Below are 23,271 nucleotides of genomic sequence, written 5' to 3'. Positions count from 1 at the left end.
CTTCATCGCCTCTCAGCGCCAAGGCATCCACCGAACACCCTTAAGGCACTTGATTGCTCTCATTATCAATGTCCACACACTCGGCAGAATGTTGTCTGCAGAACTACCTTGCGGCACGCGCCCTCGATGAACGCTATCTGCAGCCGGACAATGATTAGAAAGACCAGCTTGCTTCGTAAGATCGTTCCGATAGCGAGGCGGTCAAGCTTCGCTAAAAGGATCATTTACAACTCGCTTGTCTTTCAAAGCAGCCTTGTGAGCTACAATGGAAGACGCATGAGCGCCGAAATGATCCGGAGATAATGAAGTATCGCGCAACAATTACTTGTTGCCCGATCCAACTCGGATCGATCTCCTCTTTACGATGTCAGAAATCACGCAGCTTACTGTCCATCCGGACTAGTAAGTGCGAAGTGATGTTTCGCGGACGACGGTATGAGCAGCCGGTGATCAAACCATCTGGTGGAGCCAGACGGGATCGAACCGACGACCTCATGCTTGCAAAGCACGCGCTCTCCCAGCTGAGCTATGGCCCCGTAACCAGAAGACGAATGCTCACTCGATGAGTGTGGTGGGCCTGGGAAGACTTGAACTTCCGACCTCACGCTTATCAAGCGCGCGCTCTAACCAACTGAGCTACAAGCCCCTAACGCATATCCAGTCAAGGACCAGGGATTCTGCAAGGTTGCAGCCCCAGCGCGTGTTCGTCCGCGAAGAAAGAGAAACGAAGACGGCGAAATCCCGCCAATGCAGCTCAACGATCCTGACGACCGTTGGCCACTGATGTTTCTAAAACGGTTCGATAGAAGCAAGCTTCTGAAGAACCATCCTTAGAAAGGAGGTGATCCAGCCGCAGGTTCCCCTACGGCTACCTTGTTACGACTTCACCCCAGTCGCTGACCCTACCGTGGCCGGCTGCCTCCCTTGCGGGTTAGCGCACCGTCTTCAGGTAAAACCAACTCCCATGGTGTGACGGGCGGTGTGTACAAGGCCCGGGAACGTATTCACCGTGGCGTGCTGATCCACGATTACTAGCGATTCCAACTTCATGGGCTCGAGTTGCAGAGCCCAATCCGAACTGAGACGGCTTTTTGAGATTTGCGAAGGGTTGCCCCTTAGCGTCCCATTGTCACCGCCATTGTAGCACGTGTGTAGCCCAGCCCGTAAGGGCCATGAGGACTTGACGTCATCCCCACCTTCCTCGCGGCTTATCACCGGCAGTCTCCTTAGAGTGCTCAACTAAATGGTAGCAACTAAGGACGGGGGTTGCGCTCGTTGCGGGACTTAACCCAACATCTCACGACACGAGCTGACGACAGCCATGCAGCACCTGTGTTCCAGGCTCCGAAGAGAAGGTCACATCTCTGCGACCGGTCCTGGACATGTCAAGGGCTGGTAAGGTTCTGCGCGTTGCGTCGAATTAAACCACATGCTCCACCGCTTGTGCGGGCCCCCGTCAATTCCTTTGAGTTTTAATCTTGCGACCGTACTCCCCAGGCGGAATGCTTAAAGCGTTAGCTGCGCCACTAGTGAGTAAACCCACTAACGGCTGGCATTCATCGTTTACGGCGTGGACTACCAGGGTATCTAATCCTGTTTGCTCCCCACGCTTTCGTGCCTCAGCGTCAGTATCGGGCCAGTGAGCCGCCTTCGCCACTGGTGTTCTTGCGAATATCTACGAATTTCACCTCTACACTCGCAGTTCCACTCACCTCTCCCGAACTCAAGATCCTCAGTATCAAAGGCAGTTCTGGAGTTGAGCTCCAGGATTTCACCCCTGACTTAAAGACCCGCCTACGCACCCTTTACGCCCAGTGATTCCGAGCAACGCTAGCCCCCTTCGTATTACCGCGGCTGCTGGCACGAAGTTAGCCGGGGCTTATTCTTGCGGTACCGTCATTATCTTCCCGCACAAAAGAGCTTTACAACCCTAGGGCCTTCATCACTCACGCGGCATGGCTGGATCAGGCTTGCGCCCATTGTCCAATATTCCCCACTGCTGCCTCCCGTAGGAGTTTGGGCCGTGTCTCAGTCCCAATGTGGCTGATCATCCTCTCAGACCAGCTACTGATCGTCGCCTTGGTGAGCCATTACCTCACCAACTAGCTAATCAGACGCGGGCCAATCTTTCGGCGATAAATCTTTCCCCGTAAGGGCTTATCCGGTATTAGCACAAGTTTCCCTGTGTTGTTCCGAACCAAAAGGTATGTTCCCACGCGTTACTCACCCGTCTGCCGCTGACGTATTGCTACGCCCGCTCGACTTGCATGTGTTAAGCCTGCCGCCAGCGTTCGCTCTGAGCCAGGATCAAACTCTCAAGTTGGACTTGAACTTTGAACCGGCTGATCACAACGTTTTGACGAGGTCCCACCATTTTTCATCGACCGAAGTCGATGAGCTGCCCGCGATTCACATCGCTGGCAACGATGGTGTAACCTTAAAACGTGTACCGCCGAAGTCTTTCGTCCCCTCTCAGAACTCAAAAGCCGAAGCTCTTCAGTATCCGAGAGGCGCAAGGACTCCGCCGTCCACGTTTCTCTTTCTTCATCTTCACTTGTCAAACAGCCCGGGACCAGGAGGTCCCAACCTTCCAGAGAGGAAGGGTTCCGACACCCTTACCGACGATGGATGAACTCCAATCGACTTACGTCGACTGTTGTGTCACTCAACAAGGTGAGGAGCATCAGTGGCGCGTTCGCTCGCCTTGGTCAGTGACCCGGCGGCGCCGCGCTCAGTGGTCGGGTTATAGGCCCCGCCCATCGGGGTTGTCAACGACCATTGTCAGAAAATCGTCGCACGGTGGATTGTTCGAAAAATCCACGCGATTACAGCAGGTTAGAAAGTCGCTGAGCGGCTGGATCGCGCCGGCGCGGAGAAAAAACTCAAAAAAAGTTTGGGCTCGAGAGGGCTCCGGAGGCGGCATGAGGCGACTTGGACGCGACTTGGATCGCTCGTCCCTGGAAGGCCCCTGACGCCCGGCCGTTCGGGAAACTTTTCCATATTAGGCGCCGTACTTGAGCCACAATCCCCCGGCGTTCTGGTACAGACAAAGCTTGAATCGCAGGGATGCCAGTGGGGGCTGCCGGCGGTTTGTGTGGGGTCAGAGGAAGGCGATCATACGATGAAGCGGCCTTCTTCAGACATTCGAGACACATCGAGAGATCTTTTTCCGCTTAGCTGTTCGTAAATTCGGCCGGTCCGACATCTGGGCCTTCTGACCGCGGACGCCTATGCGGCTTGCCTTTTCCAGAGACGCCCCGAAGAGGGCGGCTCAAGGAGGGGCTCGAAACAGGGTTGCTCGAAACGGGGCTGCTCGAAATCGGGCTCTCGGATCGTTGATTGGGGGACTTGGGTTGAACCATAGGACGTCACGCGGCGCTTACGGGCGTGAGACCGGGATCATCGATCTCGGCCACGAGCCGCCGCTGTCCGTCGATGGTTCGGAAGCCGCCGTCATCGATCGCCGCCGCGTCTCGGTGCAATGGTTCAGCGGGACGATTCTAACCGGACTTTGCGGCGCAGCCCTGATCGGCGGCGCCGTTTTCGCTTCGCTCGACGGCGAGATGACCTTCGCCAAGGTGCCGGAGCGCGTCGAAGGCGCGCTGCGCGGCGCATTCGGCGCAGCCGACCGCACCGCCACGCTGCACAAGAGCGACCGCCTGCCGCCGCCGAGCGAATCCACGGCCTCGCGCAACATCGTGCGCGTCTCGACCGTCGCCCGCGTCGGCAACCGCGACGTGATGCGGGTGCGTCCCTTCATCCGGATTGCCGGCAATCTGTCGATGACGACGAGCGATCTGTCGGCGAAGATCCCGCCATTCAACGCCCAGCGCCTTCTCACCGATGTCGGATCCGATCCGAAGGCGGCATCCGAGGATCCCAACAATCCGGAAGCCGTCGAACCCGACGCCGAGGTCTCGTTCGTCACCAAGGACCTCTCCCAGGTGCTGCCGAAAGCCAAGATTTCCGCAGTGGTGGCGCTCGACGACATCCTGATGCGGGTCCGCGATGCCGCCAACTGGCGCGGCAATGGCGGGGTGCGCTACGCCGCGCTCTCCAATGCTGCGGCCGACGTCTCCGGCGCGACCGGCCCGTCCGATATCAGAAGCGCCTACGCCACCGAAGTGTCGCCGTCCGATCCCTATGCCGGCTTCGAGACGCGCGTGGTGCCGGAAAACGTCACGCTGCTGCCGAAGACCAAAGAGCAGATCACCGGCGGCAATCCCAACGGCGAACGCGTCCACGTGGTCAAGAAGGGCGACAGCGTCGCCGGCGTGCTGCGCGATCTCGGCGCCACGGCCGAGGAGATCAAGGCGATCACCGCGACGCTTGGGCCGCGCGGCCGCGACGGCGGCCTGAAGGAAGGCGAGAAGCTGCGGATCCTGATGGCGCCCGCAAGCCCCGGCGCCCGCCTGCAGCCCTACCGCGTCGTCATCGCCAACGAGACCATGGTCGAGGCGATCGCGGCGCTGTCCGATCTCGGCAAATACGTCGCGGTCGACGTCTCCAGCATGAACACCGTCGCCGACGCGGCGGCGAACGCCAACAGCGACGACGATGACGAGGATGACGGCACGGGCGTGCGGCTCTACCAGAGCATCTACGAGACCGCGATGCGCAACAAAGTGCCGATGCCCGTCATCGACGACATGATCAAGATCTATTCCTACGACGTCGATTTCCAGCGCAAGGTGGCGCCGGGCGATTCATTCGACGTGTTCTACGCCGGCGAAGACGAAGGCGTGACCGCGAGCGAAAAGAACGACGTGCTGTTCGCTTCGCTGACGCTCGGCGGCGAGACCAAGAAATACTACCGCTACCAGAGCCCCGATGACGGCGTCGTCGATTACTATGACGAGACCGGCAAGAGCGCGAAGAAGTTCCTGGTGCGCAAGCCCGTCAACAACGCCATCATGCGCTCCGGCTTCGGCGGCCGCCGTCACCCCATCCTCGGCTATGTGAAGATGCATACCGGCGTCGACTGGGCCACCTCCTACGGCACGCCGATCTTCGCCTCCGGCAATGGCGTGATCGAGAAGGCCGGCCCCGAGGGCGGCTACGGCAAATACATCCGCATCAAGCACAACAACGGCTACGAGACCGCTTATGGCCATATGTCGGCCTTCGCCAAGGGCATGGAGCCCGGCAAGAAGGTGCGGCAGGGCCAGGTGATCGGCTTCGTCGGTTCGACCGGCGCGTCGACCGGCCCGCACGTCCACTACGAAATCCTGGTCAACGGCCGCTTCGTCGATCCGCTGCGTGTGAAACTGCCGCGCGGCCGCTCGTTGGAAGGCCCGATGCTGGCCGGCTTCGAGAAGGAGCGCGACCGGCTCGACGGCATGATGAGCGGCCGCGCCGGTGCCATCGCCCGGATGTCGGACGCCACCGGCGGTCCGTTGCAGGTCACCAACAGGTAAAGCCGGCGAACCGGGCCGAGATCGGCCGGACATATTCAAGCACGAGCCGGATTTGACGACGTCGCGCGGGGCCCGGCTTGGCCGCATCACAACGTCAAGTTTCGTTTGCCAAAGCGGCATGAGGAGCGAATACTTTCCAAAAAACGGGAGGTCTCGCCATGAAGAACAGGCTCGCCTGCGCAGCCTTCGTCGCTGCGGTCGTCTCCGCTACCAGTGTTTCGGCCGAAAACTGGGAGGTCACCAAGCTCGTTCCGGGCTCGGCGTTCCACGGCGTGCACGGGCTTGCGATCGACAAGGCCGGCCATCTGTTTGCCGGCAGCGTCGCGGGCGCGGCGCTCTACGAGGTCGACATCCCCGGCGGTAGCGCGAAGGTTGCAATCCCCGCCCCGATCGGAATGGCCGACGACATCGCATTCGCCCCCGACGGCACCATGGCCTGGACCGGATTCCTGGCCGGCGATCTTTATTCGCGCAAGGGCGACGGCCCGATCAAGAAACTCGCTTCAGGCCTTCCCGGCATCAACTCGCTCGCCTTCCGCAAGGACGGCAGGCTGTACGCCACCACCGTCTTCCTCGGCGACACGCTCTATGAGATCGACGTCGAGGGCGTCAAACCGCCGCGCCAGATCATGGAGAAGATGGGCGGCCTCAACGGCTTCGAGTTCGGTCCCGACGACAAGCTCTACGGTCCGCTCTGGTTCAAGGGACAGGTCGCAAAGGTCGACGTCGACAAGGCCGAGCTGACCGTCGTCGCGGACGGCTTCAAGGTCCCGGCCGCGGTGAACTTCGATTCCAAGGGCGATCTCTGGGTAGTCGACACCGCGCTCGGCCAGCTCGTTCGGGTCGATCCCAAGTCGGGCGCCAAGACCATGGTCGCACAATTGAAGCCGTCGCTGGACAATCTCGCGATCGACGACAAGGACCGAATCTACGTCTCCAACATGGCCGATAACGGCATCCAGGAGGTCGATCCGGCGACCGGCCAGGCGCGGCAGGTGATCATCGGCAAGCTCGCCTTGCCCGGCGGCATCGGCGTCACGTCAGAGAACGGCAAGGATACGATCCACGTCGCCGACGTGTTCGCCTATCGCACGGTGGACGGCGCGACCGGCGAGGTCACCGAGAAGGCGCGCATGCACGCCGCCGGCGTCACGCTCGAATATCCGATGAGCGCAACGGCGAAGGGCAACGATGTGGTCCTATCGAGCTGGTTCACCGGCACGGTGCAGGTGATCGACGGCAAGACCGGGGCCACCCGCGACATGCTGCACGGCTTCAAGGCGCCGCACGACGCGCTCGTGCTCGCGGACGGCAGCATCCTGGTGGCCGAGTTCGGCACCAAATCGCTGGTCCGCGTCAGCGGCGAGCACGGCAAGGATCGCACCACACTGATCGGCGGCCTCGAGGGCCCGGTCGGGCTCGTCGCTGGATCGCGTGGCGAGGTCTATCTCACCGAAGCCTTTTCCGGCGTGATCTCGATGATCGAGAGCAACGGCGAAAAGACAGTCGTCGCCAAGGACCTGAAAATGCCCGAAGGCATCGCCCGCGCCAGAGACGGCAAGCTGATCGTAGCGGAGGTCGGCGCCAAACGGTTGATCGAAATCGTGCCGGAGACCGGCACGGTTACCGAGATCGCGGCCAATCTTCCAATCGGCCTCGTGGGTGCACCCGGAGGACTGCCGACGCACATTCCGACAGGCGTCGGCATCGGGGAATCCGGCACGATCTATTTCTCTTCTGACATCGAGAACGCGATCTACAAGCTCACGAAGAAATAGGTCGCCGCAGTAAGTTCGCCAACAACCCGCAAAACAAACCGCCCCGGAGAGGTTGACATCTCCGGGGCGGCTTGTTGCTTCAGGCTTCGAATGCCGACGATCAGTTCAGCTTCCGCTTCGACACCGGCGCCTCGAACTGGGCGATCTCCGCGGTCTGCGGCGCCTTGCCGTTGAAGGTCAGCACGTTGCCTTCGGAGGAGATCGCAACGTTGTCGCCGTCCTTGACGTCGCCGGCCAGGATCATCTCGGCGAGCGGATCCTGGACGTGACGCTGGATCACGCGCTTCAGCGGCCGTGCGCCGTAGGCGGGATCCCAGCCCTTGGCGGCGAGCCAGTCGCGGCCCGCAGCGTCGAGCGTCAGCACGATCTTGCGATCGATCAAAAGCTTTTGCAGCCGTGCGAACTGGATCTCGACGATCCGGCCCATCTCGCTCCTCTGCAAGCGATGGAACAGGATGATCTCATCGACGCGGTTCAAGAACTCTGGCCTGAAGTGCGCCCGCACCATGCCCATCACCTGCTCGCGCACGGCCGAGGTATCCTCGCCCTCCGGCTGGTTCACCAGAAACTCCGAACCGAGGTTCGAGGTCATGATGATCAGCGTGTTGCGGAAGTCGACGGTGCGGCCCTGGCCGTCGGTGAGGCGGCCGTCGTCGAGCACCTGCAACAGCACGTTGAACACGTCGGGATGCGCCTTCTCGATCTCGTCGAACAGCACGACCTGGTAGGGCCGGCGCCGCACCGCTTCGGTGAGCGCACCGCCCTCGTCATAACCGACATAGCCCGGAGGCGCGCCGATCAGCCGCGAGACCGAGTGCTTCTCCATGTACTCGGACATGTCGAGGCGGACCATCGCGGTCTCGTCGTTGAACAGATACTCGGCGAGCGCTTTCGTCAGCTCGGTCTTGCCGACGCCGGTGGGCCCGAGGAACATGAACGAGCCGGTCGGCCGGTTCGGGTCCTGCAGCCCCGCGCGCGAACGGCGAACGGCGGTCGCGACCGCACGCACGGCCTCGGCCTGGCCGACGACGCGCTTGCCGAGCGAGTCCTCCATCCGCAGGAGCTTGTCTTTCTCGCCTTCGAGCATCTTGTCGACGGGCACGCCGGTCCAGCGCGAGACCACCTGCGCGATGTGGTTGGCGGTGACCGCCTCCTCCATCATCTCGCCGGAGTTCTCCTTGGCCTCGATCTCCGCAAGCTGCTTTTCCAATTCGGGGATCCGGCCATAGGCCAGCTCGCCGGCCTTCTGGAATTCACCGCGCCGTTGTGCGTTGGCAAGTTCAACCCGCAAGCCGTCGAGCTCGGCCTTCAGTTTCTGAGCGTCGGAGAGCTTGTTCTTCTCCGCGCTCCAGCGTGCGGTGAGCGCCGCGGACTTCTCCTCGAGATCGGCCAGCTCCTTCTCCAGCGTCTGCAGGCGGCTCTTCGACCCGGCATCGCTTTCTTTCTTCAACGCTTCCTGTTCGATCTTCAGCCGGATGATTTCCCGATCCATCGAATCCAGCTCTTCCGGCTTGGAATCGACCTGCATCTTGAGCCGCGCGGCCGCCTCGTCCATGAGGTCGATGGCCTTGTCCGGCAGGAAGCGGTCGGTGATGTAGCGGTTGGACAGGGTCGTGGCGGCGACCAGCGCGGAATCGGTGATCCGCACGCCGTGGTGCTGCTCGTATTTGTCCTTCAGCCCGCGCAGAATGGAGATCGTATCCTCGACCGAGGGCTCGCTGACGAAGATCGGCTGGAATCGCCGCGCCAGCGCCGCGTCCTTTTCGACGTGCTTCTGGTACTCGTCGAGCGTGGTGGCGCCGATGCAGTGCAGCTCGCCGCGGGCGAGCGCAGGCTTGAGCAAATTGGACGCGTCCATCGCGCCATCGCCCTTACCAGCGCCGATCAGCGTGTGCATCTCGTCGATGAACAGGACGAAATTACCATCGCTCCCGGTCACCTCCTGCAGCACGGCCTTCAGCCGCTCCTCAAACTCGCCGCGATATTTTGCACCTGCAATCAGCGAGCCGAGGTCGAGCGACAGCAGCTTCTTGTCCTTCAGGCTCTCCGGCACGTCACCGTTGACGATGCGCAGCGCCAAGCCCTCGGCGATGGCGGTCTTGCCGACGCCGGGTTCGCCGATCAGGACGGGATTGTTCTTGGTCCGGCGCGACAGCACCTGGATCGTGCGGCGGATCTCCTCGTCGCGGCCGATGACCGGGTCGAGCTTGCCGTCGCGCGCCGCCTGAGTGAGGTCGCGGGCATATTTCTTCAGCGCGTCATACGCGTTCTCGGCCGTGGCGGAGTCCGCCGTTCGGCCCTTGCGCAGCGCTTCGATCGCCGCGTTGAGGTTTTGCGGGGTGACGCCGCCCTTGGCCAGGATCGCGCCCGCCTCGCTGGTCTTCTCCAGCGCCAGGCCGAGCAGCAGCCGCTCGACGGTGACAAAGCTGTCGCCGGCCTTCTCGCCAGCCTTTTCGGCGGCGTCGAAGGTGCGCGCGAGTTCGGGCGCCAGATAGATCTGGCCGGCTCCGCCGCCAGAGACCTTCGGCACCTTGTTCAGGGCGTCCTCGGTCGCCTTCAGGATTGCGCGGGAATTGCCGCCGGCGCGGTCGATCAGGCCGGCAGCGAGGCCTTCATTGTCGTCCAGCAGCACCTTCAGGACGTGCAGGGTCGAAAACTGCTGGTGCCCTTCGCGCACCGCAAGCGACTGCGCGGACTGGACGAAGCCTCTGGAGCGTTCGGTATATTTTTCGATGTTCATTTCGTGGTCTTTCCCTCGGCCTGCCCCTGGAGCCCTCAAAGGCACTCCAAACGGCATCTTCATTGGGTTTCCGATTACCGCATTGACGTTTCTCAACCGGCAACGGTCGTTATCAGCCGGCGCTGGCGCCGGCCTGACCCAGATGTGGGAAGCGAGGCCTCGGACCGGAAGAGGCGAGTTCACAATTTCGTGCGCGGATCCGCCCGCTTGGCGCCGGTGGGCCGAATCCCCTAAGTAGCGGCATGACACCCAGCGCAATGACAATCAGCCAGACCGCCGAGATCACCGGGCTCTACCGCTACCCGATCAAGGGCCTGACGCCGGAGGCCCTGCCCCGCGTCTCCCTGCGAGCCGGCCAGACCCTGCCCGCCGACCGCCGCTACGCCATCGAGAACGGCCCGAGCGGCTTCGATCCGGAAGCACCGCAGTGGAAGCCGAAGATCCAGTTCCTGATGCTGGCGCGGAATGAGCGGCTAGCTTCGCTCGACAGCCGGTTCGAGGACGCGACCAATTGCCTGACCATCCGCAAGGACGGCCAGATCGTCGCCAGCGGCGATCTCGAGACCGCCGCCGGGCGCGCCGCCATCGAGGACTATTTCAGGGAAAATTTTCAGCCGGAGCTGAAGGGCCCGCCCAAGATCCTGTCCGGCCGCGACCACAGCTTTTCAGACGTCGCCCGCAAGGTCGTGTCCATCATCAATCTCGACAGCGTCCGCGCGCTCGAGACCATGCTCGGCGGCGCCGCCGTCCACCCGCTACGCTTCCGCGCCAATCTCTACGTGAAGGGCTGGCCGGCCTGGTCCGAGCTCGACCTCGTCGGCCAGACGCTCGCGATCGGACAGGCCCGGCTGCAAGTGGTCAAGCGCATCAAGCGCTGCCCGGCCACCAATGTCGACCCTGATACCGCCAAGCGCGATCTCGAAATCCCCGCCACGCTCTCGAGCAATCTCGGCCACATGGACTGCGGCATCTATGCCGAGGTGATCGCTGAAGGCGACATCGGCGTGGGCGACGCGGTTGCATTGGAACAGCCGAAGCTGGTGTGACGCTGCGCGCTGGCCCCGCTCCGCCATTGCGAGCGAAGCGAAGCAATCCAGGAATGCGCCCGCGGAGACAGTCTGGATTGCTTCGTCGCTTCGCTCCTCGCAATGACGGCCGTCAGTTCGGCATCACATACGCATAGATCCGGCCGCGCGAGACCGGTGCTTCGCGAACGCGGTTGCCGTTGTTGCCGGAGATCATGATCGGATTGCCCTGCGCGTCGACACCGGTGATGATGCCGACATGACCGCCCCGGCCACCACGCGACATCACTGCGATGGCGCCGACCTGCGGACCGGACACGCGCGTGCCGTAATGCGCGAACGAATTCGCCATGTCGGAGCCGGTGCCACGATGACCGGTCTTTTCGAGCACCATGTTCATGAAGCGCGCGCACCACAGGCTACCGCGACCGGTCGGATTGCCGCCGACATAGCGGCGTGCCTCGGACACGAGGCCCGACCCACCGCCGAAGCCGCCGCCGCTCGTCGCGCTATTGGCCATGCCGCCGTCATTCGCGTTAGTGGCTATCCCACCTCCACGCCTCATAATTCGACGGCTGGCGCGCGTGGTCATCTCACCGCTGGTAACCATTCCAGCGTTGCCGCTCATGGCCATTCCACGGCTGCCGCTCATGGCCATTCCACCACTGCCGCTCATAGCCGTTCCAGCGCTGCCGCTTATGGCGATGCCGCCGCTATTGGCGTTCGGATCATAGCTGGCGAAGGTGTTGCCGAAGCCGTTCGCCTGCAATTGCGCCGCGCCGCGCTCGAAGCGCGAGCCGCGTGCATGCCGGTAATGATGATGTCTGCTGGCGTGATGCGCGTAAGCGTGCCGCTCTGCGCTATGACGATGAGGTCGTGCTGACGCCGGAGAAGTGAAGGCGGCGAACGCCGCGAAGAAAACAGCCAGCGCAACGACACAGCGCGACAGGCGAGACGCAAACAACTCGAACATTCTTCATCCTTCGTTGACACCCCACTTCCCCGTCGGCCCGTGCGGTGGCCGACATCCGCGGGCTGTATCAGTATCCTGATGTGGCGAGAACAAGACGCGGCCCCTAAGAATTTGGACGATGATTAATAAGTGCTACCATCGTATGCGCTGACCGCAGGACGGCATTCCAAAGCCGCAGCCACCTCAGGGAGAAAACCGGATGCCTCACGCCCTCACGAAGGACAATTGTCGACTCTATTTCGAAGAAGCGGGCACGGGCACGCCGATTATTTTTCTGCACGAATTCGCGGCCGACTACACCAATTGGGAGCCGCAGATGCGCTACTTCTCGCGCGGCCATCGCTGCATCACCTATTCCGCACGCGGCTACACGCCATCGGACGTGCCTGATGGCGAGGTCTACCGCTACACGCATTTCTACACCGATGCGCTCGCGGTGCTCGATCATCTGAAGATCGATCGCGCGCACTTCGTCGGCCTCTCGATGGGCGCCTATTCGTCGCTCCAGATCGGGCTCAACGCGCCCCAACGTGCGCTGTCGATGACGCTCGCCGGCGTCGGCTCGGGCTCGGAGATCGAGAACCTCGACGCTTGGCGCCAGCAGTGCCGCGCCAACGCGGAGCAATTCGAGATGCTCGGCTCAGCCGAAGTCGCAAAAGTCACGCGCGAGGCGCCGAGCCGGATTCCCTTCCTGGTGAAGGACCCGCGCGGTCACGCCGATTTCTATGCCGCCCTGGCGCGGCACGACGCCAAGGGATCAGCGCGGACGATGCGCGGCTTCCAGGCCGGCCGTCCCTCGATCTTTACGATGACGGACGCGATCAGAGCGGCCACGACGCCGGCACTCATCATCTGCGGCGACGAGGACGATCCGTGCGTGGGCGCAAGCCTGTTTCTGAAGAAGCATCTGCCGGCGGCAGGGCTCGCCATGTTTCCAAAGTCCGGCCACGTCCTCAATCTCGAAGAGCCAGCGCTGTTCAACGAAACGGTGGAACGGTTCGTCACGCTGGTGGAAGCGGGAAGATGGCCGGTGCGCGACCCGAGGTCACTGGCGGCGCATTAGCGCGAAGGCGTCACCAGGTACTGGGTCGCGTAGATGGGGTAACGGGCCGGCCTACTTCCTGCCGCCCCGCGTCAGCAGAAACACGCCCTGCTCGCCGAACAGATTCCACACCCACCAAGGCATCCGCAGCCGCAGCGGACGGCCGTAGAGGTCGAGCGCCTCGGCACGTTCCATCTTGACGTCGATCGCGTCGCAGAGCTCGACGAAATCCTTGATGGTGCAGAAATGGATGTTGGCGGTGTCATACCAGCTTGCCGGCAGGTTCTCCGTGCGCGGCATGTGGCCGCCGATCAGGAGCTGGAGCCGCATCTTCCAGAAGCCGAAATTCGGGAACGACACGATGGCGCGGCGGCCGATGCGCAGCAAATTCTCCAGCACCACTTTCGGCTGCCGCGTCGCCTGCAACGTCTGCGACAGGATCACGTAGTCGAAGGCGTCATCCGGATAATTCACGAGGTCGGTGTCGGCATCGCCCTGCACCACCGCAAGACCCTTGGCGACGCAGCGGTTGACGCCCTCGCGCGACAGCTCGATGCCGCGGCCGTCGACGCCGCGGGTTTCCAGCAGTTGGAGCAGGTCGCCCTCGCCGCAGCCGACGTCGAGCACCTTCGAGCCCGGCTTGACCATGTTGGCCACCAGCACATGGTCCGCGCGAAAATCACCGGGCTGCCCGGTCGCAAGGCCGCCCAGCGGCAACGCTTCCTGTACAGACATGACTAGCCGTCCTTAAGCATTATTGGCGGTGAGCCCGCGCGCCTTGCCTGCCGATTGCAGGAAGGCGCGGGAGATATCAAGGAATTCGGGCACGTCGAGCAGGAAGGCGTCGTGACCGCGATCGGTCTCGATTTCGGCGAACGACACCCGCGCGCTCGACGCATTCAGCGCGTGCACCAGCGCGCGCGATTCCGAGGTCGGGAACAGCCAGTCGCTGGTGAAGGAGACCACGCAGAAGCGGGTCTGGATTCCCGCGAACGCCTTCGCCAGCACACCGCCGTGGTCGGCGGCGATGTCGAAATAGTCCATCGCGCGGGTCAGATAGAGATAGGAGTTGGCGTCGAAGCGCTCGACGAAGGACGAGCCCTGGTAGCGCAGATAGGACTCAACCTGGAAGTCGGCGTCGAAAGAGAAAGTCGGCAGCTCGCGGTCCTGCATGCGCCGCCCGAATTTTCGATGCAGCGCGGCGTCGGAGAGATAGGTGATGTGCGCCGCCATCCGGGCGACAGCGAGGCCACGATGCGGATGGATACCTCGATCGGCATAGCCGCCATGGTGCCAGTCGGGGTCGGCCATCACCGCCTGACGGCCAAGCTCGTGGAACGCGATGTTCTGCGCCGAGTGTCGTGTCGAGCAGGCAATCGCCAGCGCGGAGAACACGCGACTCGGATACGCCGCAGTCCATTGTAGCACTTGCATGCCGCCCATCGAGCCGCCGACGACCGCGAACAGCGTGTCGATGCCGAGCCGGTCGATCAGCATCGCCTGCGCGCGCACCATGTCGGGGATGGTGATGACGGGGAAATCGAGCCCCCAAACCTTGCCGGTCGCGGGATTGATCGAGGCCGGGCCGGTCGAGCCCATGCAGCCGCCGATCACGTTGGAGCAGATGATAAAATATTCGTTGGGATCGAGCGGCCGGCCGGGGCCGACCAAGGTCTCCCACCAGCCGGGCTTGCCGGTGACAGGGTGCACGTTGGCGACGTGCTGGTCGCCGGTCAGCGCATGGCAGATCAGGATCGCGTTGGAGCGATCGGCATTCAGCTCGCCGTAGGTCTGGTAGGCGATCTGGAACGGGCTGAGATCGACCCCGCAGTCGAGCCGCAGCGGCTGCTCCGAGCCGAACTGCGCGACGTGCGAACTCGGATGATCCACCTCGTGCGACCGCTCGTCGGCGGTGATCGCGGGACTCGGAATGGACTGGACGCCAACCATCTGACCATCGACCTCGTTTGCGATCGTAGAAGTGACCGCATTGACATCAGGCCATGAAAAACCCGGCCTGAACGATAGGTTCGGCCGGGATCGAAAGCGTCCCCGGCCTGTTTAGCGAGTTTTTTAACGTGGCTGCAAGCCGGCCGGCTCAAATGACCACGGAACGGGTAAAAACTACCGTCTTGGACGGTTTTCGTCAAGTCACGGCCCGGATCAGCCAAATTCGCCTGTCGCGCCACGGGCGGAAAGGGCCCGATTTCTCTTTGCATTTCTCTTTGCTTTCGCAGCCCCGACTGCCTAATCAGGATATCCATCACAGCGGTGACGGCTCGACTGATCCGCATTGGAAAGCCTCTCAGCAGCACCTGTCAGACATGTCCCAACGTCCGCCCGCGCCACCATCACTCCAGGAATTGCGTAAGGAGATCGACGCGATCGACGAAGGCATGCATCGCCTGCTGATGCAACGCGGCGACATCATCGACCGCCTGATCCAGGTGAAGCAGACCCAGGAGGTCGGCTCGGCGTTCCGCCCGGCACGCGAGGCCTCCATGATGCGCGACCTCGTGCAGCGTCATCGCGGCATCCTGCCGCTCGACACGGTCGAGAGCATCTGGCGCGTCATCATCGCGACCTTCACCTATGTCCAGGCCCCGTTCTCGGTCCACGCCGACATCTCGGCGAGCGAGCCGGCCATGCGCGATTCCGCGCGATTCCATTTCGGCTTCACCGTGCCTTACGTCGCGCATTTCAGCGCGCAGGCGGCGGTCGAGGCCGTCGCGAAGTCCAAGGGCGATCTGGCGCTGGTCTCGGCGACCTCGAGCCGCACGCCGTGGTGGCTGTCGCTGGAAGAAGCTGGCGCGCCAAAGATCATCGCGCGGCTGCCCTTCGTCGAGCGCGCCGACCATCCGGCGGCGTTGCCCGTGTTCGCGGTCTCGCGCGTCGCCGACAGCGCGCTGGTGACGGAGGTCGAGACCTTCAGCGTACGCGTCTCTGGGTGGAATGCGGAGGTCGCGCGCGCCCTGTCGCCGCTCGCCGAGATCGTGGCGGTGCCCGACACCGCCTTCGACGGCGCCGCGCTGCTGGTCTCGGTCACCGCGACAAGCAGCATCGACAAGATCAAGGCTGCCCTGATCGAAGCGGGGGCCTCGGTGCGCTCCACGGCCCTCGTCGGCAGCCACGCAACGCGCTATACGGTGCCCCCGACCGGGTCGAAATCGTAAGTCGCGAACCGCTTAAGCCCACTCCGGAGTTGAAGATGTCCCGCCCCGTGCCGAATCCCGGCATTCTCGATATTGCGCCCTACACGCCCGGCAAGACCCCGGTGGCAGAGCCTGGCCGCAAGGTGTTCAAGCTCTCGGCCAACGAGACGCCGTTCGGGCCCTCGCCGAAGGCGATCGAGGCGTTCAAGCAGGTGGCGGATCATCTGGAAGACTATCCGGAAGGAACCTCGCGCGTGCTGCGCGAAGCAATCGGGCGCACCTTCGGGCTCGATCCCAACCGCGTCATCTGCGGCGCCGGCTCGGACGAGATCCTCAACCTGCTCGCCCACACCTATCTCAGCCACGGTGACGAGGCGATCTCGACCACGCACGGCTTTCTGGTCTATCCGATCGCGACCATGGCGGTCGGCGCGAAGAATGTCATCGCGGCCGAGAAGAACCTCACCTGCGATGTCGACGCCATCCTCAAGGCGGTGACGCCGAAGACAAAGCTGGTCTGGCTCGCCAACCCCAACAATCCGACCGGCACCTATGTGCCGTTCGACGAGGTCAAGCGCCTGCGCGCCGGCCTGCCCTCGCACGTGCTGCTGGTGCTGGACGCAGCCTATTGCGACTACGTCTCGCGCAACGATTACGAGATGGGGATCGAGCTGGTCGCGACCACCGAAAACACGGTGGTGACCCACACCTTCTCCAAGATCCATGGTCTTGCGGCGCTGCGCATCGGCTGGATGTTCGGCCCCGAGCACATCATCGACGCGGTCAACCGCATCCGGGGTCCCTTCAACGTGTCGACGCCGGCCATGTACGCCGCCGTTGCCGCGATCGAGGACACAGCGCACCAGGCCATGTCGAAGCATTTCACCGAGACCTGGCGCAACTGGCTCGCCGAGGAGATCGGCAAGCTCGGGCTGAAGGTGACGCCGAGCGTCGCCAATTTCGTGCTGATCCACTTCCCGACCGAGGGCAAGACCTCGGACGCAGCCGACGCCTTCCTCACCAAGCGCGGGCTGGTGCTGCGCGGCTTGAAGAACTACGGCCTGCCGCATTCGCTGCGCATGACCATCGGCACCGAGGAGGCCAACCGCCTCGTCGTCGAGGGCCTGCGCGACTTCATGGCCGGACGATGAGCGCGACCCCGCACTTCCAGCGCGTCGCGCTGATCGGCTTCGGCCTGATCGGGGGCTCGATCGCACGCGCCGCGAAGCTCCAGGGTCTGGCTTCCGAGATCGTCACCACCGCGCGCTCGGAGAAGACGCGCGCACGCGTGATGGAGCTCGGCATCGTCGATCAGGTCGTCGCGACCAATGCGGAAGCCGTGAAGGACGCCGATCTCGTCATCCTCTGCATTCCCGTCGGCGCCTGCGGCCCGGTGGCGCAGGAGATCTCCGCGCATCTCAAACCCGGCGCGATCATCTCCGACGTCGGCTCGGTCAAGGGCGCCATCGTCAGGGATATGGCGCCGCACCTGCCGGAAGGCGTCCATTTCGTGCCGGCGCATCCCGTCGCAGGCACCGAGCATTCGGGTCCCGATTCCGGCTTCGCCGAGCTCTTCATCAACCGCTGGTGCATCCTCACCCCGCCGGAGGGCGTTGATGCGGCTGCCACCGATCGCCTGCGCGCGTTCTGGGCGGCGATGGGTGCCAAGGTCGAGATCATGACGCCGGATCATCATGATCTCGTGCTCGCGATCACCAGCCATCTGCCGCATCTGATCGCCTACACCATCGTCGGCACCGCCGACGAGCTGGCGCAGGTGACGGAGTCAGAGGTCATCAAGTTCTCCGCCGGCGGCTTTCGCGACTTCACGCGCATCGCCGCCTCCGATCCGACGATGTGGCGCGACGTCTTCCTCGCCAACAAGGAAGCCGTGCTGGAGATGCTCGGCACCTTCACTGAGGATCTGGCAAAGCTCACCCGCGCAATCCGCCGCGGCGATGGCGAGGCGCTGTTCGACCACTTCACCCGCACCCGCGCCATCCGCCGCGGCATTGTCGAAATCGGCCAGGATTCGGCCGCGCCCGATTTCGGCCGGCCGCATGCGCAGCTCGGCAACAAGCCGTAGCACCGAAGTGGCCCGGATGGAGCGCAGGCGTAATCCGGGACTTCCGTCGCTTGAGGCAGGATTCCCGGATCGCGCTTCTCTCCATCCGGGCTACGAGCCTGCGTGGCTCCGTGACTAGAATGGGTAGTACCGGATCTGCGTCATGACGACGTTGTCGTCGGTCTTCGGCGCGCCGCCGACGCCGGCGAACGCGAACCGTTGCGTGTAGGAATATTGCAGGCCGGCTTTGAGCGTGCCGAAATTGCCTTGGTAGATGGTGTCGTAGATCCCGGCCGTGATCTGCCGAACCTCCCTGGTGTTGCCGTTGCAGGTCGCGCCCGCCGAGTTTTCGGTGAAGCAGCCGGTGTTGTTGTAGAGCGGATTGCCGTAGCCGAACGGCACCGTTCCAACATTGGCGAAATTCGCCTTGGCCTTTTCGAGGCCTGCATAGGAGTAGACATCGAGGCTGGGCGTCGCGTGCCAGATCAGGCCGACGGCGGCCGCCGTGATCGTCAGCGGGAGGAGGGTGCCGTCCTGCGCCACCGCCGCGTCGGCGAACGGTGTTGCCGTGAAGCGGCCCAGCACGCCGTGCGAGCCATAGAGCTGAAGATCGAGGGTTTTCGGAATCAGCTCGACGAAGATGTGTCCGCCGAAGCTTCCGGTGTCGTAGGGGTGGTTGGCGTTGTTGAAACGGTCGAACAGCTGGCGGTAGAGCGCCCACCCCTCGACATGCAACTTATAGGGCCCGAGCCTTGGGTCCCAGGCGGCCTTGACCGTGACGTCGGGCACCTGATTCAGGCAAGAAATCCCGGAACGGATTCGAAGTCGATCACGCCGGGCGCATCGACGCCACGAGGATCGATGCCGGACTTGGTCGGCGCGTTCAGCGACCAGGATTGCCCGGCGAGGAAGTGAAGACCGAGATCGCTGCGGTCCAGTTCCAGGCTGAGCTGCCGCATGCGCGGATTGAACGAGTTGGTCGCAACCGAGCTCGCCGTCTGAGCCGCACCTTCGAAATCGATCTCGCCATAACCCGCGAGGTGCGTGTCGGCATCGGCATTGCCCTCGGCCAGCACCGAGAACCTGCTCTGGCGTGCCGAGAAGCGCGTTTCCGGGATGTTGAAGTTGCGGCTCTGCTGATAGGGGATGAAGTTGTAGACCGAGCCGGTATCGGAAGCGAGATTCCGCGAGCGGTAGACGCCGGTGAGATCGACCCAGCCACCGAAGGTCAACGTCACGCCCTTGTAGCAGACCTTGCCGGCCGCACATGGATCGGCGGCGAGCGCCTTGTAACTTGCTGGTAACTGAACGGCCTTCGCCTGCGCTTCACCCTGTCGCGTCTTGCGCGCCTCGGAGTCCACGCGCTGCTGGAGCTCCTTCAGCTTCGCCTTCAGCGAGTGGATTTCGGTTGTGACATTGTCGTCGGCATGCGCCTGCCCTGAACAGGCAGCGAGAATACCCAGCATCAGTCCGCAATTGATGATCCGCATTTGAAGCTTCCTCCATTTGGGAAGCGGATTGGATTCCGCGCGCCATCTCCGGCGCATGCATGCTTCCCTGGTGTGGAGTGATTTGAATGCGGCTGCGGTTATTCGCGGCGCCGTGCATCTTGTGCATCACGTTTTCCTGACGATCCTGTTCGGAATATTTTCGTTGGCTGTCGATCCGCACGCGCGACTGTCGCGATTGTCCAAGGCAACTTTTCGAGGCCTCGTTCAAGGCAACGCGCATTGGGCCCGGCCGGGACATGACCGGGCCCAGTTCGCGACGGGCAAGTGGTGGATGGCGGCTATTTGCCCTTGGTCGCGCGCATCACCATTGGGCGCGGTGATTTCGGCGAGGGGACGAAGGCCATCGTCTCCCGCGTCGTCGGATTCGAGACGTTGCGATCACCGTTCGGATACATCGAGGCGTATGCTGCCGGCTCCTGCAACTGCCATTGCCACTGCGCAAACGCGGGCGTCGCGAGCGTGGTCGAGATGGCGATACCGGCAATGAACAGCCTGGACTTGGTCATGATATCTCTCCTGCCTGGGCGACCGCATCATCGTGCGGCCGACATGGAGAGAGAGCGGAGTTTGCGGCTCGGCATTCCCGGCCGGTCATCACGATCCGGCGAAGCGGCCGTGAGTTCAGCTCGTAACCCGCATGGAGGGAGTTACGACAGCTGAGGGCGATGAATGGAGAGAGGAGACTCTGAATCCATCCTACTGCTTCGCGCTACGGCTAATCTTTCCCGGCTTGAACAGCTCGAGGTCGATGGCCTGTCCCATCGCCAGATATCCGGTGCGGTTGGGATGAAGCTTGTCGCCGGCGCCACCAGTCGTGCTTTCGGGAACGAACTCCGGCTTGAGGCCACCCGAGGCCGGATCGAGCGTCGCCCGATCAAAATCGATTACACCGTCGAATGTCCCCGAGCTACGGATGAATGCGTTGAGCGCCTTGCGCTTGTCATCCTGCTCGGGAAAACCATGTGCCGCGCTGGTGCTACCCAATGCCGAAACGACGGTGGCGCCGATGATCCGGGCTTGCGGCCATTTCGCACGTAGCCTCGCGACACGATCCTTCATCGCGGCGATGACTTGGTCGGCGGTAAAATTGCCGTTCTTGCTGAAATCGTTGATACCTTCCAGCCAGATCAGGCTCGATATGCCGGACAGCGACAGCACGTCACGCTCGAGCCGCTGGCCCGAAGCGGGGCCGCCCGCGTACGGTTTGTCGGGACCATATTCGGCCGGGCCTGCGATTTGGTTGCCACCGATGCCGCCATTCACTACGGCAACCTTGTTGCCGTAGACTGCCTTCAGGCGACGCGACAGCACGTTGGGCCAGCGATCGTCGCCATTCATGGTTGAGGCGGTCCCGTCGGTAATCGAATCCCCAAACGCCATGATGGCGAAGGCATCGGCAGGCGCAGTCATCTCGATCGCATCGAGGAAGAACCATGACGCAGTCGCATAGGGGAAGGAAGCCTCGTCTTCCAGGGCGCCCTTCGCGCCGGCGCCGGGCGCACTGACATAGGAGGTGGTCAGCGCTTTGGCGTGCCAGGTCATCGGGCCGCTCTGGCCGGCGACATGAAAACTGACCGCAAGCCGGCGGCCGGCGAGGTCATCGGGCCGCTTTGCAAACGGCAGCGCGATCGCATCGCTCCAGACCGAATTCCCCGGCGACACCGTAACGGAAGCCGTGCCGGCGAACGTAACCGGAATGTTGGAGCCGCGGATCAACGCGGCACTGCCCGACTGCAGGCCGACGTAAACGCCGTCAAACGTGACGGGTTTGGTGCCGAAGGCGTTGCTGAGCCGGATGCGGGCCTGACGGCCCCAGATATCCGGCCGCACGATCAGGCGAAAGGTCTGGTCCCGCGCACCGGCCGCAGGCTCGGGAAACGCGAATTTCTGTTCGGGCTGGGCTGACGGATTGCCGACGGGGTATGGGCCCTGAACCGCGCCCGTCCAGGACACCACCCAATGTTCGCTATCCTTTGCGGTTGCGGTCTGAAGCGAGGCAACGAGCAGCGATGCTGCCACGAGACAATTCAACGCGCGCATTGTTTCCCCCGAACCCCAGATAATTTGGGCGCGGCCTTAGAGCCGTCAGTTGGTCTTCAATAGGGCGGCAGAACGCTACCTGTCCAGACGCACTGTCGCACTCCTCGCCCGACGCAGGAGAGGACCTCGCAGGTTGCGTCACCGGCGCCGACAAGAAGCTCTTCGCAGAAACGATCTGTTCACAGTTTCGAACGCATCAGACGGACCGAGCTGTCCGCCCGGCAGGTTTATGAATTCACGACCTAATACAGCGGCGGGATCTGGCCGACCTTGACCGGGCCGAGCAGCACGGCGCCGTCGACGAACTTCAGCGGGAAGCTGCGAGCCTTCTTGCCTTCCAGCGTGCTCTCGGTGCCGATCGAATTGATGCCGGCGGCAACGCCTGCATTGGCGTTCTGCTTGATGACCTTGCCGAGGCCGGGAACGGCACGGTCGAGCGCACCGAACAGATTGTTGAGGTCCTGCGACTTCACGCCGGGCGCGACGCGATCGAGGGTCGCCTGCGGCACCCCCTCCTGCAGCATCTTCTCGATGCCGAGCGCGGGGATCACGCGCTCCAGGCCCGTCACGGTCATCTGCAATTCGCCATCGAGGCGGCCGTTTGCCGAGAGCCCGAGCGTGCCGGCCGCAACCGCGATCATCTCGCCCTGCTGGATGCGGGACTGCACGATCTCGATATGGCCGCCGGCGGCCTGGATCTCGCGGAAGCGCTGCGGCCACGGCTTTGGCGTGAGATCGGACAGTCCGGTGATCTTCGCCCGCGTGTCGGCCTCGAACGGCTCGGCGAGCAGCGGATGAACGCCCTGGACGCTGCCCTGCGCGATCTGGAGCACGGTCTCGATCACGGGATGATCGGACGGAGATCCATCCGCAAGGCGTCCATGCAGCTCGACCTGTTTTGCGCGCGCGAGCGGCACCTGCATGCTGCCGTCGACACGATTGACGGTCGGCTCCTCGAACACGATGGAAGCGCGCTCCGGCACGGCGGGCAGGCCGACCACACTGCTGCGACCCTTGCTCCAGTTCACCACGAAGGTGCTCTGCGTGACGCCGTCAGTGAGCGTCGCGGGTGCGGTAAATTCGGCGATGACGCGCTTGGGATCGTAGACTTGGGCGACGACCAGGATGTTGTCGAGCTTCGCCGTGAACGGCGTCTTGCTGGCGTTCTGCGACACCAGGGCGACGCTGGCGCCCGAACACCGGACCTCGAAGCGGAAGGGGAAGCCCGCGATCGAGCGCTTGGCGCAATCATAGACGCGGCCGGATTTGGCCTCCTGCGCGCGCCAGGCATCGGCGGCGATTTCGGCCTGCGACGCCGCATAGAACCAGAAGCAGCTCCACGCCACCGCGAGGATCAGGAGGATGACAGGGGCGATGAAAAGGCCCCAGCGGGAGCGCCGGCGTGCGGCAACGGTCATATCGGACATGCGGCGACCCTTTGACCCCTGATTTTGTCAAATGTAAGCGAGGTTGGCGTGCTCCGAAAGGCGGAGAATTCGCTTCGCTTGGGAGCGCGGTTCTGGTAGCC

16 protein-coding genes, 2 tRNA genes, 2 rRNA genes and 1 riboswitch (1 of these 21 cut by a window edge) are annotated in these 23,271 nt (G+C 63.1%); of the genes, 7 read left to right on the top strand and 13 right to left on the bottom strand.

Annotation, left to right across the window (positions count from 1 at the left end; translation table 11 throughout):
- The 4 genes from IVB07_RS04235 to IVB07_RS04220 all read right to left on the bottom strand — a co-directional run.
- A 23S ribosomal RNA gene (locus IVB07_RS04235) occupies nt 1-55 on the bottom strand; it reaches 2,818 nt to the left of the window's first position.
- Between the two features lie 405 nt (nt 56-460).
- A tRNA-Ala gene (locus IVB07_RS04230) sits at nt 461-536 on the bottom strand.
- Between the two features lie 33 nt (nt 537-569).
- Nucleotides 570-646 (bottom strand) — tRNA-Ile (locus tag IVB07_RS04225).
- Nucleotides 647-834: 188 nt separating this feature from the next.
- Nucleotides 835-2,323, bottom strand: a 16S ribosomal RNA gene (locus IVB07_RS04220).
- Together the 16S and 23S rRNA genes with 2 tRNA genes alongside form the textbook arrangement of a ribosomal RNA operon.
- Nucleotides 2,324-3,353: 1,030 nt before the next feature.
- On the opposite strand from IVB07_RS04220, the gene IVB07_RS04215 reads away from it, so the two are divergent.
- Nucleotides 3,354-5,417 carry a M23 family metallopeptidase gene (locus tag IVB07_RS04215; RefSeq protein ID WP_018453272.1) on the top strand — a complete coding sequence of 688 codons (2,064 nt, stop codon included), beginning with the start codon at nt 3,354-3,356 and terminating at the stop codon, nt 5,415-5,417.
- A 158-nt stretch (nt 5,418-5,575) separates the two neighbouring features.
- Nucleotides 5,576-7,195, top strand: a complete 1,620-nt coding sequence (locus tag IVB07_RS04210; RefSeq protein ID WP_085350725.1) for an SMP-30/gluconolactonase/LRE family protein — start codon at nt 5,576-5,578, stop codon at nt 7,193-7,195.
- A gap of 100 nt (nt 7,196-7,295) precedes the next feature.
- Here the strand turns inward: IVB07_RS04210 and clpB are convergent, their stop codons facing one another.
- On the bottom strand, nt 7,296-9,935 hold the full coding sequence (gene clpB / locus IVB07_RS04205) for an ATP-dependent chaperone ClpB (protein WP_018453270.1): 2,640 nt from the start codon (nt 9,933-9,935) through the stop codon (nt 7,296-7,298).
- 257 nt (nt 9,936-10,192) lie between these two features.
- On the opposite strand from clpB, the gene IVB07_RS04200 reads away from it, so the two are divergent.
- A complete protein-coding gene (locus tag IVB07_RS04200) occupies nt 10,193-10,981 on the top strand; it encodes an MOSC domain-containing protein (RefSeq protein ID WP_018453269.1) in 789 nt (262 codons plus the stop codon).
- A gap of 112 nt (nt 10,982-11,093) precedes the next feature.
- Here the strand turns inward: IVB07_RS04200 and IVB07_RS04195 are convergent, their stop codons facing one another.
- Complete coding sequence (locus IVB07_RS04195) at nt 11,094-11,933, bottom strand: TIGR02594 family protein (RefSeq protein ID WP_018453268.1); 840 nt, start codon at nt 11,931-11,933, stop codon at nt 11,094-11,096.
- 199 nt (nt 11,934-12,132) lie between these two features.
- On the opposite strand from IVB07_RS04195, the gene IVB07_RS04190 reads away from it, so the two are divergent.
- Nucleotides 12,133-12,996 (top strand): alpha/beta hydrolase, encoded by an 864-nt coding sequence (locus tag IVB07_RS04190; protein ID WP_018453267.1) that lies wholly within the window; start codon nt 12,133-12,135, stop codon nt 12,994-12,996.
- Between the two features lie 51 nt (nt 12,997-13,047).
- Here IVB07_RS04190 and metW read toward each other — a convergent pair whose 3' ends face one another.
- Together metW and IVB07_RS04180 are read right to left on the bottom strand one after the other, a co-directional pair.
- The gene (metW, locus tag IVB07_RS04185; RefSeq protein ID WP_018453266.1) at nt 13,048-13,710 is read right to left on the bottom strand and encodes a methionine biosynthesis protein MetW; all 663 of its coding nucleotides are present in this window, start codon (nt 13,708-13,710) and stop codon (nt 13,048-13,050) included.
- A gap of 12 nt (nt 13,711-13,722) precedes the next feature.
- Nucleotides 13,723-14,925: a homoserine O-acetyltransferase gene (locus IVB07_RS04180; protein ID WP_018453265.1), complete on the bottom strand. Its 1,203-nt coding sequence runs from the start codon at nt 14,923-14,925 to the stop codon at nt 13,723-13,725.
- Nucleotides 14,926-15,015: 90 nt separating this feature from the next.
- Nucleotides 15,016-15,095: riboswitch (SAM riboswitch) on the bottom strand.
- Nucleotides 15,096-15,299: 204 nt separating this feature from the next.
- Here IVB07_RS04180 and IVB07_RS04175 point away from each other — a divergent pair.
- Genes IVB07_RS04175 through IVB07_RS04165 form a run of 3 tightly spaced genes read left to right on the top strand, consistent with a single transcriptional unit; the run spans nt 15,300 to nt 18,213 of the window.
- Nucleotides 15,300-16,148 (top strand): chorismate mutase, encoded by an 849-nt coding sequence (locus IVB07_RS04175; RefSeq protein ID WP_026232498.1) that lies wholly within the window; start codon nt 15,300-15,302, stop codon nt 16,146-16,148.
- Nucleotides 16,149-16,183: 35 nt separating this feature from the next.
- Entirely contained in the window at nt 16,184-17,278 is a 1,095-nt protein-coding gene (locus IVB07_RS04170) for a histidinol-phosphate transaminase (protein WP_026232497.1), read from the top strand.
- Nucleotides 17,275-18,213 carry a prephenate/arogenate dehydrogenase family protein gene (locus IVB07_RS04165; RefSeq protein WP_018453262.1) on the top strand — a complete coding sequence of 313 codons (939 nt, stop codon included), beginning with the start codon at nt 17,275-17,277 and terminating at the stop codon, nt 18,211-18,213. Before IVB07_RS04170 ends, IVB07_RS04165 begins: the two co-directional genes overlap by 4 nt.
- A 114-nt stretch (nt 18,214-18,327) precedes the next feature.
- Here IVB07_RS04165 and IVB07_RS04160 read toward each other — a convergent pair whose 3' ends face one another.
- The 5 genes from IVB07_RS04160 to IVB07_RS04140 form a co-directional block, all read right to left on the bottom strand.
- On the bottom strand, nt 18,328-18,981 hold the full coding sequence (locus IVB07_RS04160) for a hypothetical protein (RefSeq protein WP_245288367.1): 654 nt from the start codon (nt 18,979-18,981) through the stop codon (nt 18,328-18,330).
- Between the two features lie 5 nt (nt 18,982-18,986).
- Entirely contained in the window at nt 18,987-19,682 is a 696-nt protein-coding gene (locus tag IVB07_RS04155) for a hypothetical protein (RefSeq protein ID WP_240543318.1), read from the bottom strand.
- Between the two features lie 299 nt (nt 19,683-19,981).
- Nucleotides 19,982-20,209, bottom strand: a complete 228-nt coding sequence (locus IVB07_RS04150) for a hypothetical protein (RefSeq protein WP_018453261.1) — start codon at nt 20,207-20,209, stop codon at nt 19,982-19,984.
- Between the two features lie 190 nt (nt 20,210-20,399).
- Nucleotides 20,400-21,743 carry a GDSL-type esterase/lipase family protein gene (locus tag IVB07_RS04145; RefSeq protein ID WP_247299294.1) on the bottom strand — a complete coding sequence of 448 codons (1,344 nt, stop codon included), beginning with the start codon at nt 21,741-21,743 and terminating at the stop codon, nt 20,400-20,402.
- A 242-nt stretch (nt 21,744-21,985) separates the two neighbouring features.
- Nucleotides 21,986-23,170, bottom strand: a complete 1,185-nt coding sequence (locus tag IVB07_RS04140; RefSeq protein WP_018453259.1) for a DUF2125 domain-containing protein — start codon at nt 23,168-23,170, stop codon at nt 21,986-21,988.
- Nucleotides 23,171-23,271 lie beyond the last annotated feature (101 nt).

This window comes from Bradyrhizobium sp. 172, from assembly GCF_023101065.1.
In the GTDB taxonomy this organism is placed as follows: Bacteria; Pseudomonadota; Alphaproteobacteria; order Rhizobiales; family Xanthobacteraceae; genus Bradyrhizobium; species Bradyrhizobium canariense_D.
This window is presented reverse-complemented; position numbering and strand designations above follow the sequence as displayed.

What these genes read in the sequence shown, in the direction of transcription:
- clpB (WP_018453270.1), bottom strand. Translation starts at nt 9,935, where the DNA reads ATGAACATCGAAAAATATACCGAACGCTCCAGAGGCTTCGTCCAGTCC.
- IVB07_RS04150 (WP_018453261.1), bottom strand. Translation starts at nt 20,209, where the DNA reads ATGACCAAGTCCAGGCTGTTCATTGCCGGTATCGCCATCTCGACCACG.
- IVB07_RS04170 (WP_026232497.1), top strand. Translation starts at nt 16,184, where the DNA reads ATGTCCCGCCCCGTGCCGAATCCCGGCATTCTCGATATTGCGCCCTAC.
- IVB07_RS04145 (WP_247299294.1), bottom strand. Translation starts at nt 21,743, where the DNA reads ATGCGCGCGTTGAATTGTCTCGTGGCAGCATCGCTGCTCGTTGCCTCG.
- IVB07_RS04180 (WP_018453265.1), bottom strand. Translation starts at nt 14,925, where the DNA reads ATGGTTGGCGTCCAGTCCATTCCGAGTCCCGCGATCACCGCCGACGAG.
- IVB07_RS04210 (WP_085350725.1), top strand. Translation starts at nt 5,576, where the DNA reads ATGAAGAACAGGCTCGCCTGCGCAGCCTTCGTCGCTGCGGTCGTCTCC.
- IVB07_RS04175 (WP_026232498.1), top strand. Translation starts at nt 15,300, where the DNA reads ATGTCCCAACGTCCGCCCGCGCCACCATCACTCCAGGAATTGCGTAAG.
- metW (WP_018453266.1), bottom strand. Translation starts at nt 13,710, where the DNA reads ATGTCTGTACAGGAAGCGTTGCCGCTGGGCGGCCTTGCGACCGGGCAG.
- IVB07_RS04200 (WP_018453269.1), top strand. Translation starts at nt 10,193, where the DNA reads ATGACAATCAGCCAGACCGCCGAGATCACCGGGCTCTACCGCTACCCG.
- IVB07_RS04155 (WP_240543318.1), bottom strand. Translation starts at nt 19,682, where the DNA reads ATGCGGATCATCAATTGCGGACTGATGCTGGGTATTCTCGCTGCCTGT.
- IVB07_RS04190 (WP_018453267.1), top strand. Translation starts at nt 12,133, where the DNA reads ATGCCTCACGCCCTCACGAAGGACAATTGTCGACTCTATTTCGAAGAA.
- IVB07_RS04165 (WP_018453262.1), top strand. Translation starts at nt 17,275, where the DNA reads ATGAGCGCGACCCCGCACTTCCAGCGCGTCGCGCTGATCGGCTTCGGC.
- IVB07_RS04195 (WP_018453268.1), bottom strand. Translation starts at nt 11,933, where the DNA reads ATGTTCGAGTTGTTTGCGTCTCGCCTGTCGCGCTGTGTCGTTGCGCTG.
- IVB07_RS04140 (WP_018453259.1), bottom strand. Translation starts at nt 23,170, where the DNA reads ATGTCCGATATGACCGTTGCCGCACGCCGGCGCTCCCGCTGGGGCCTT.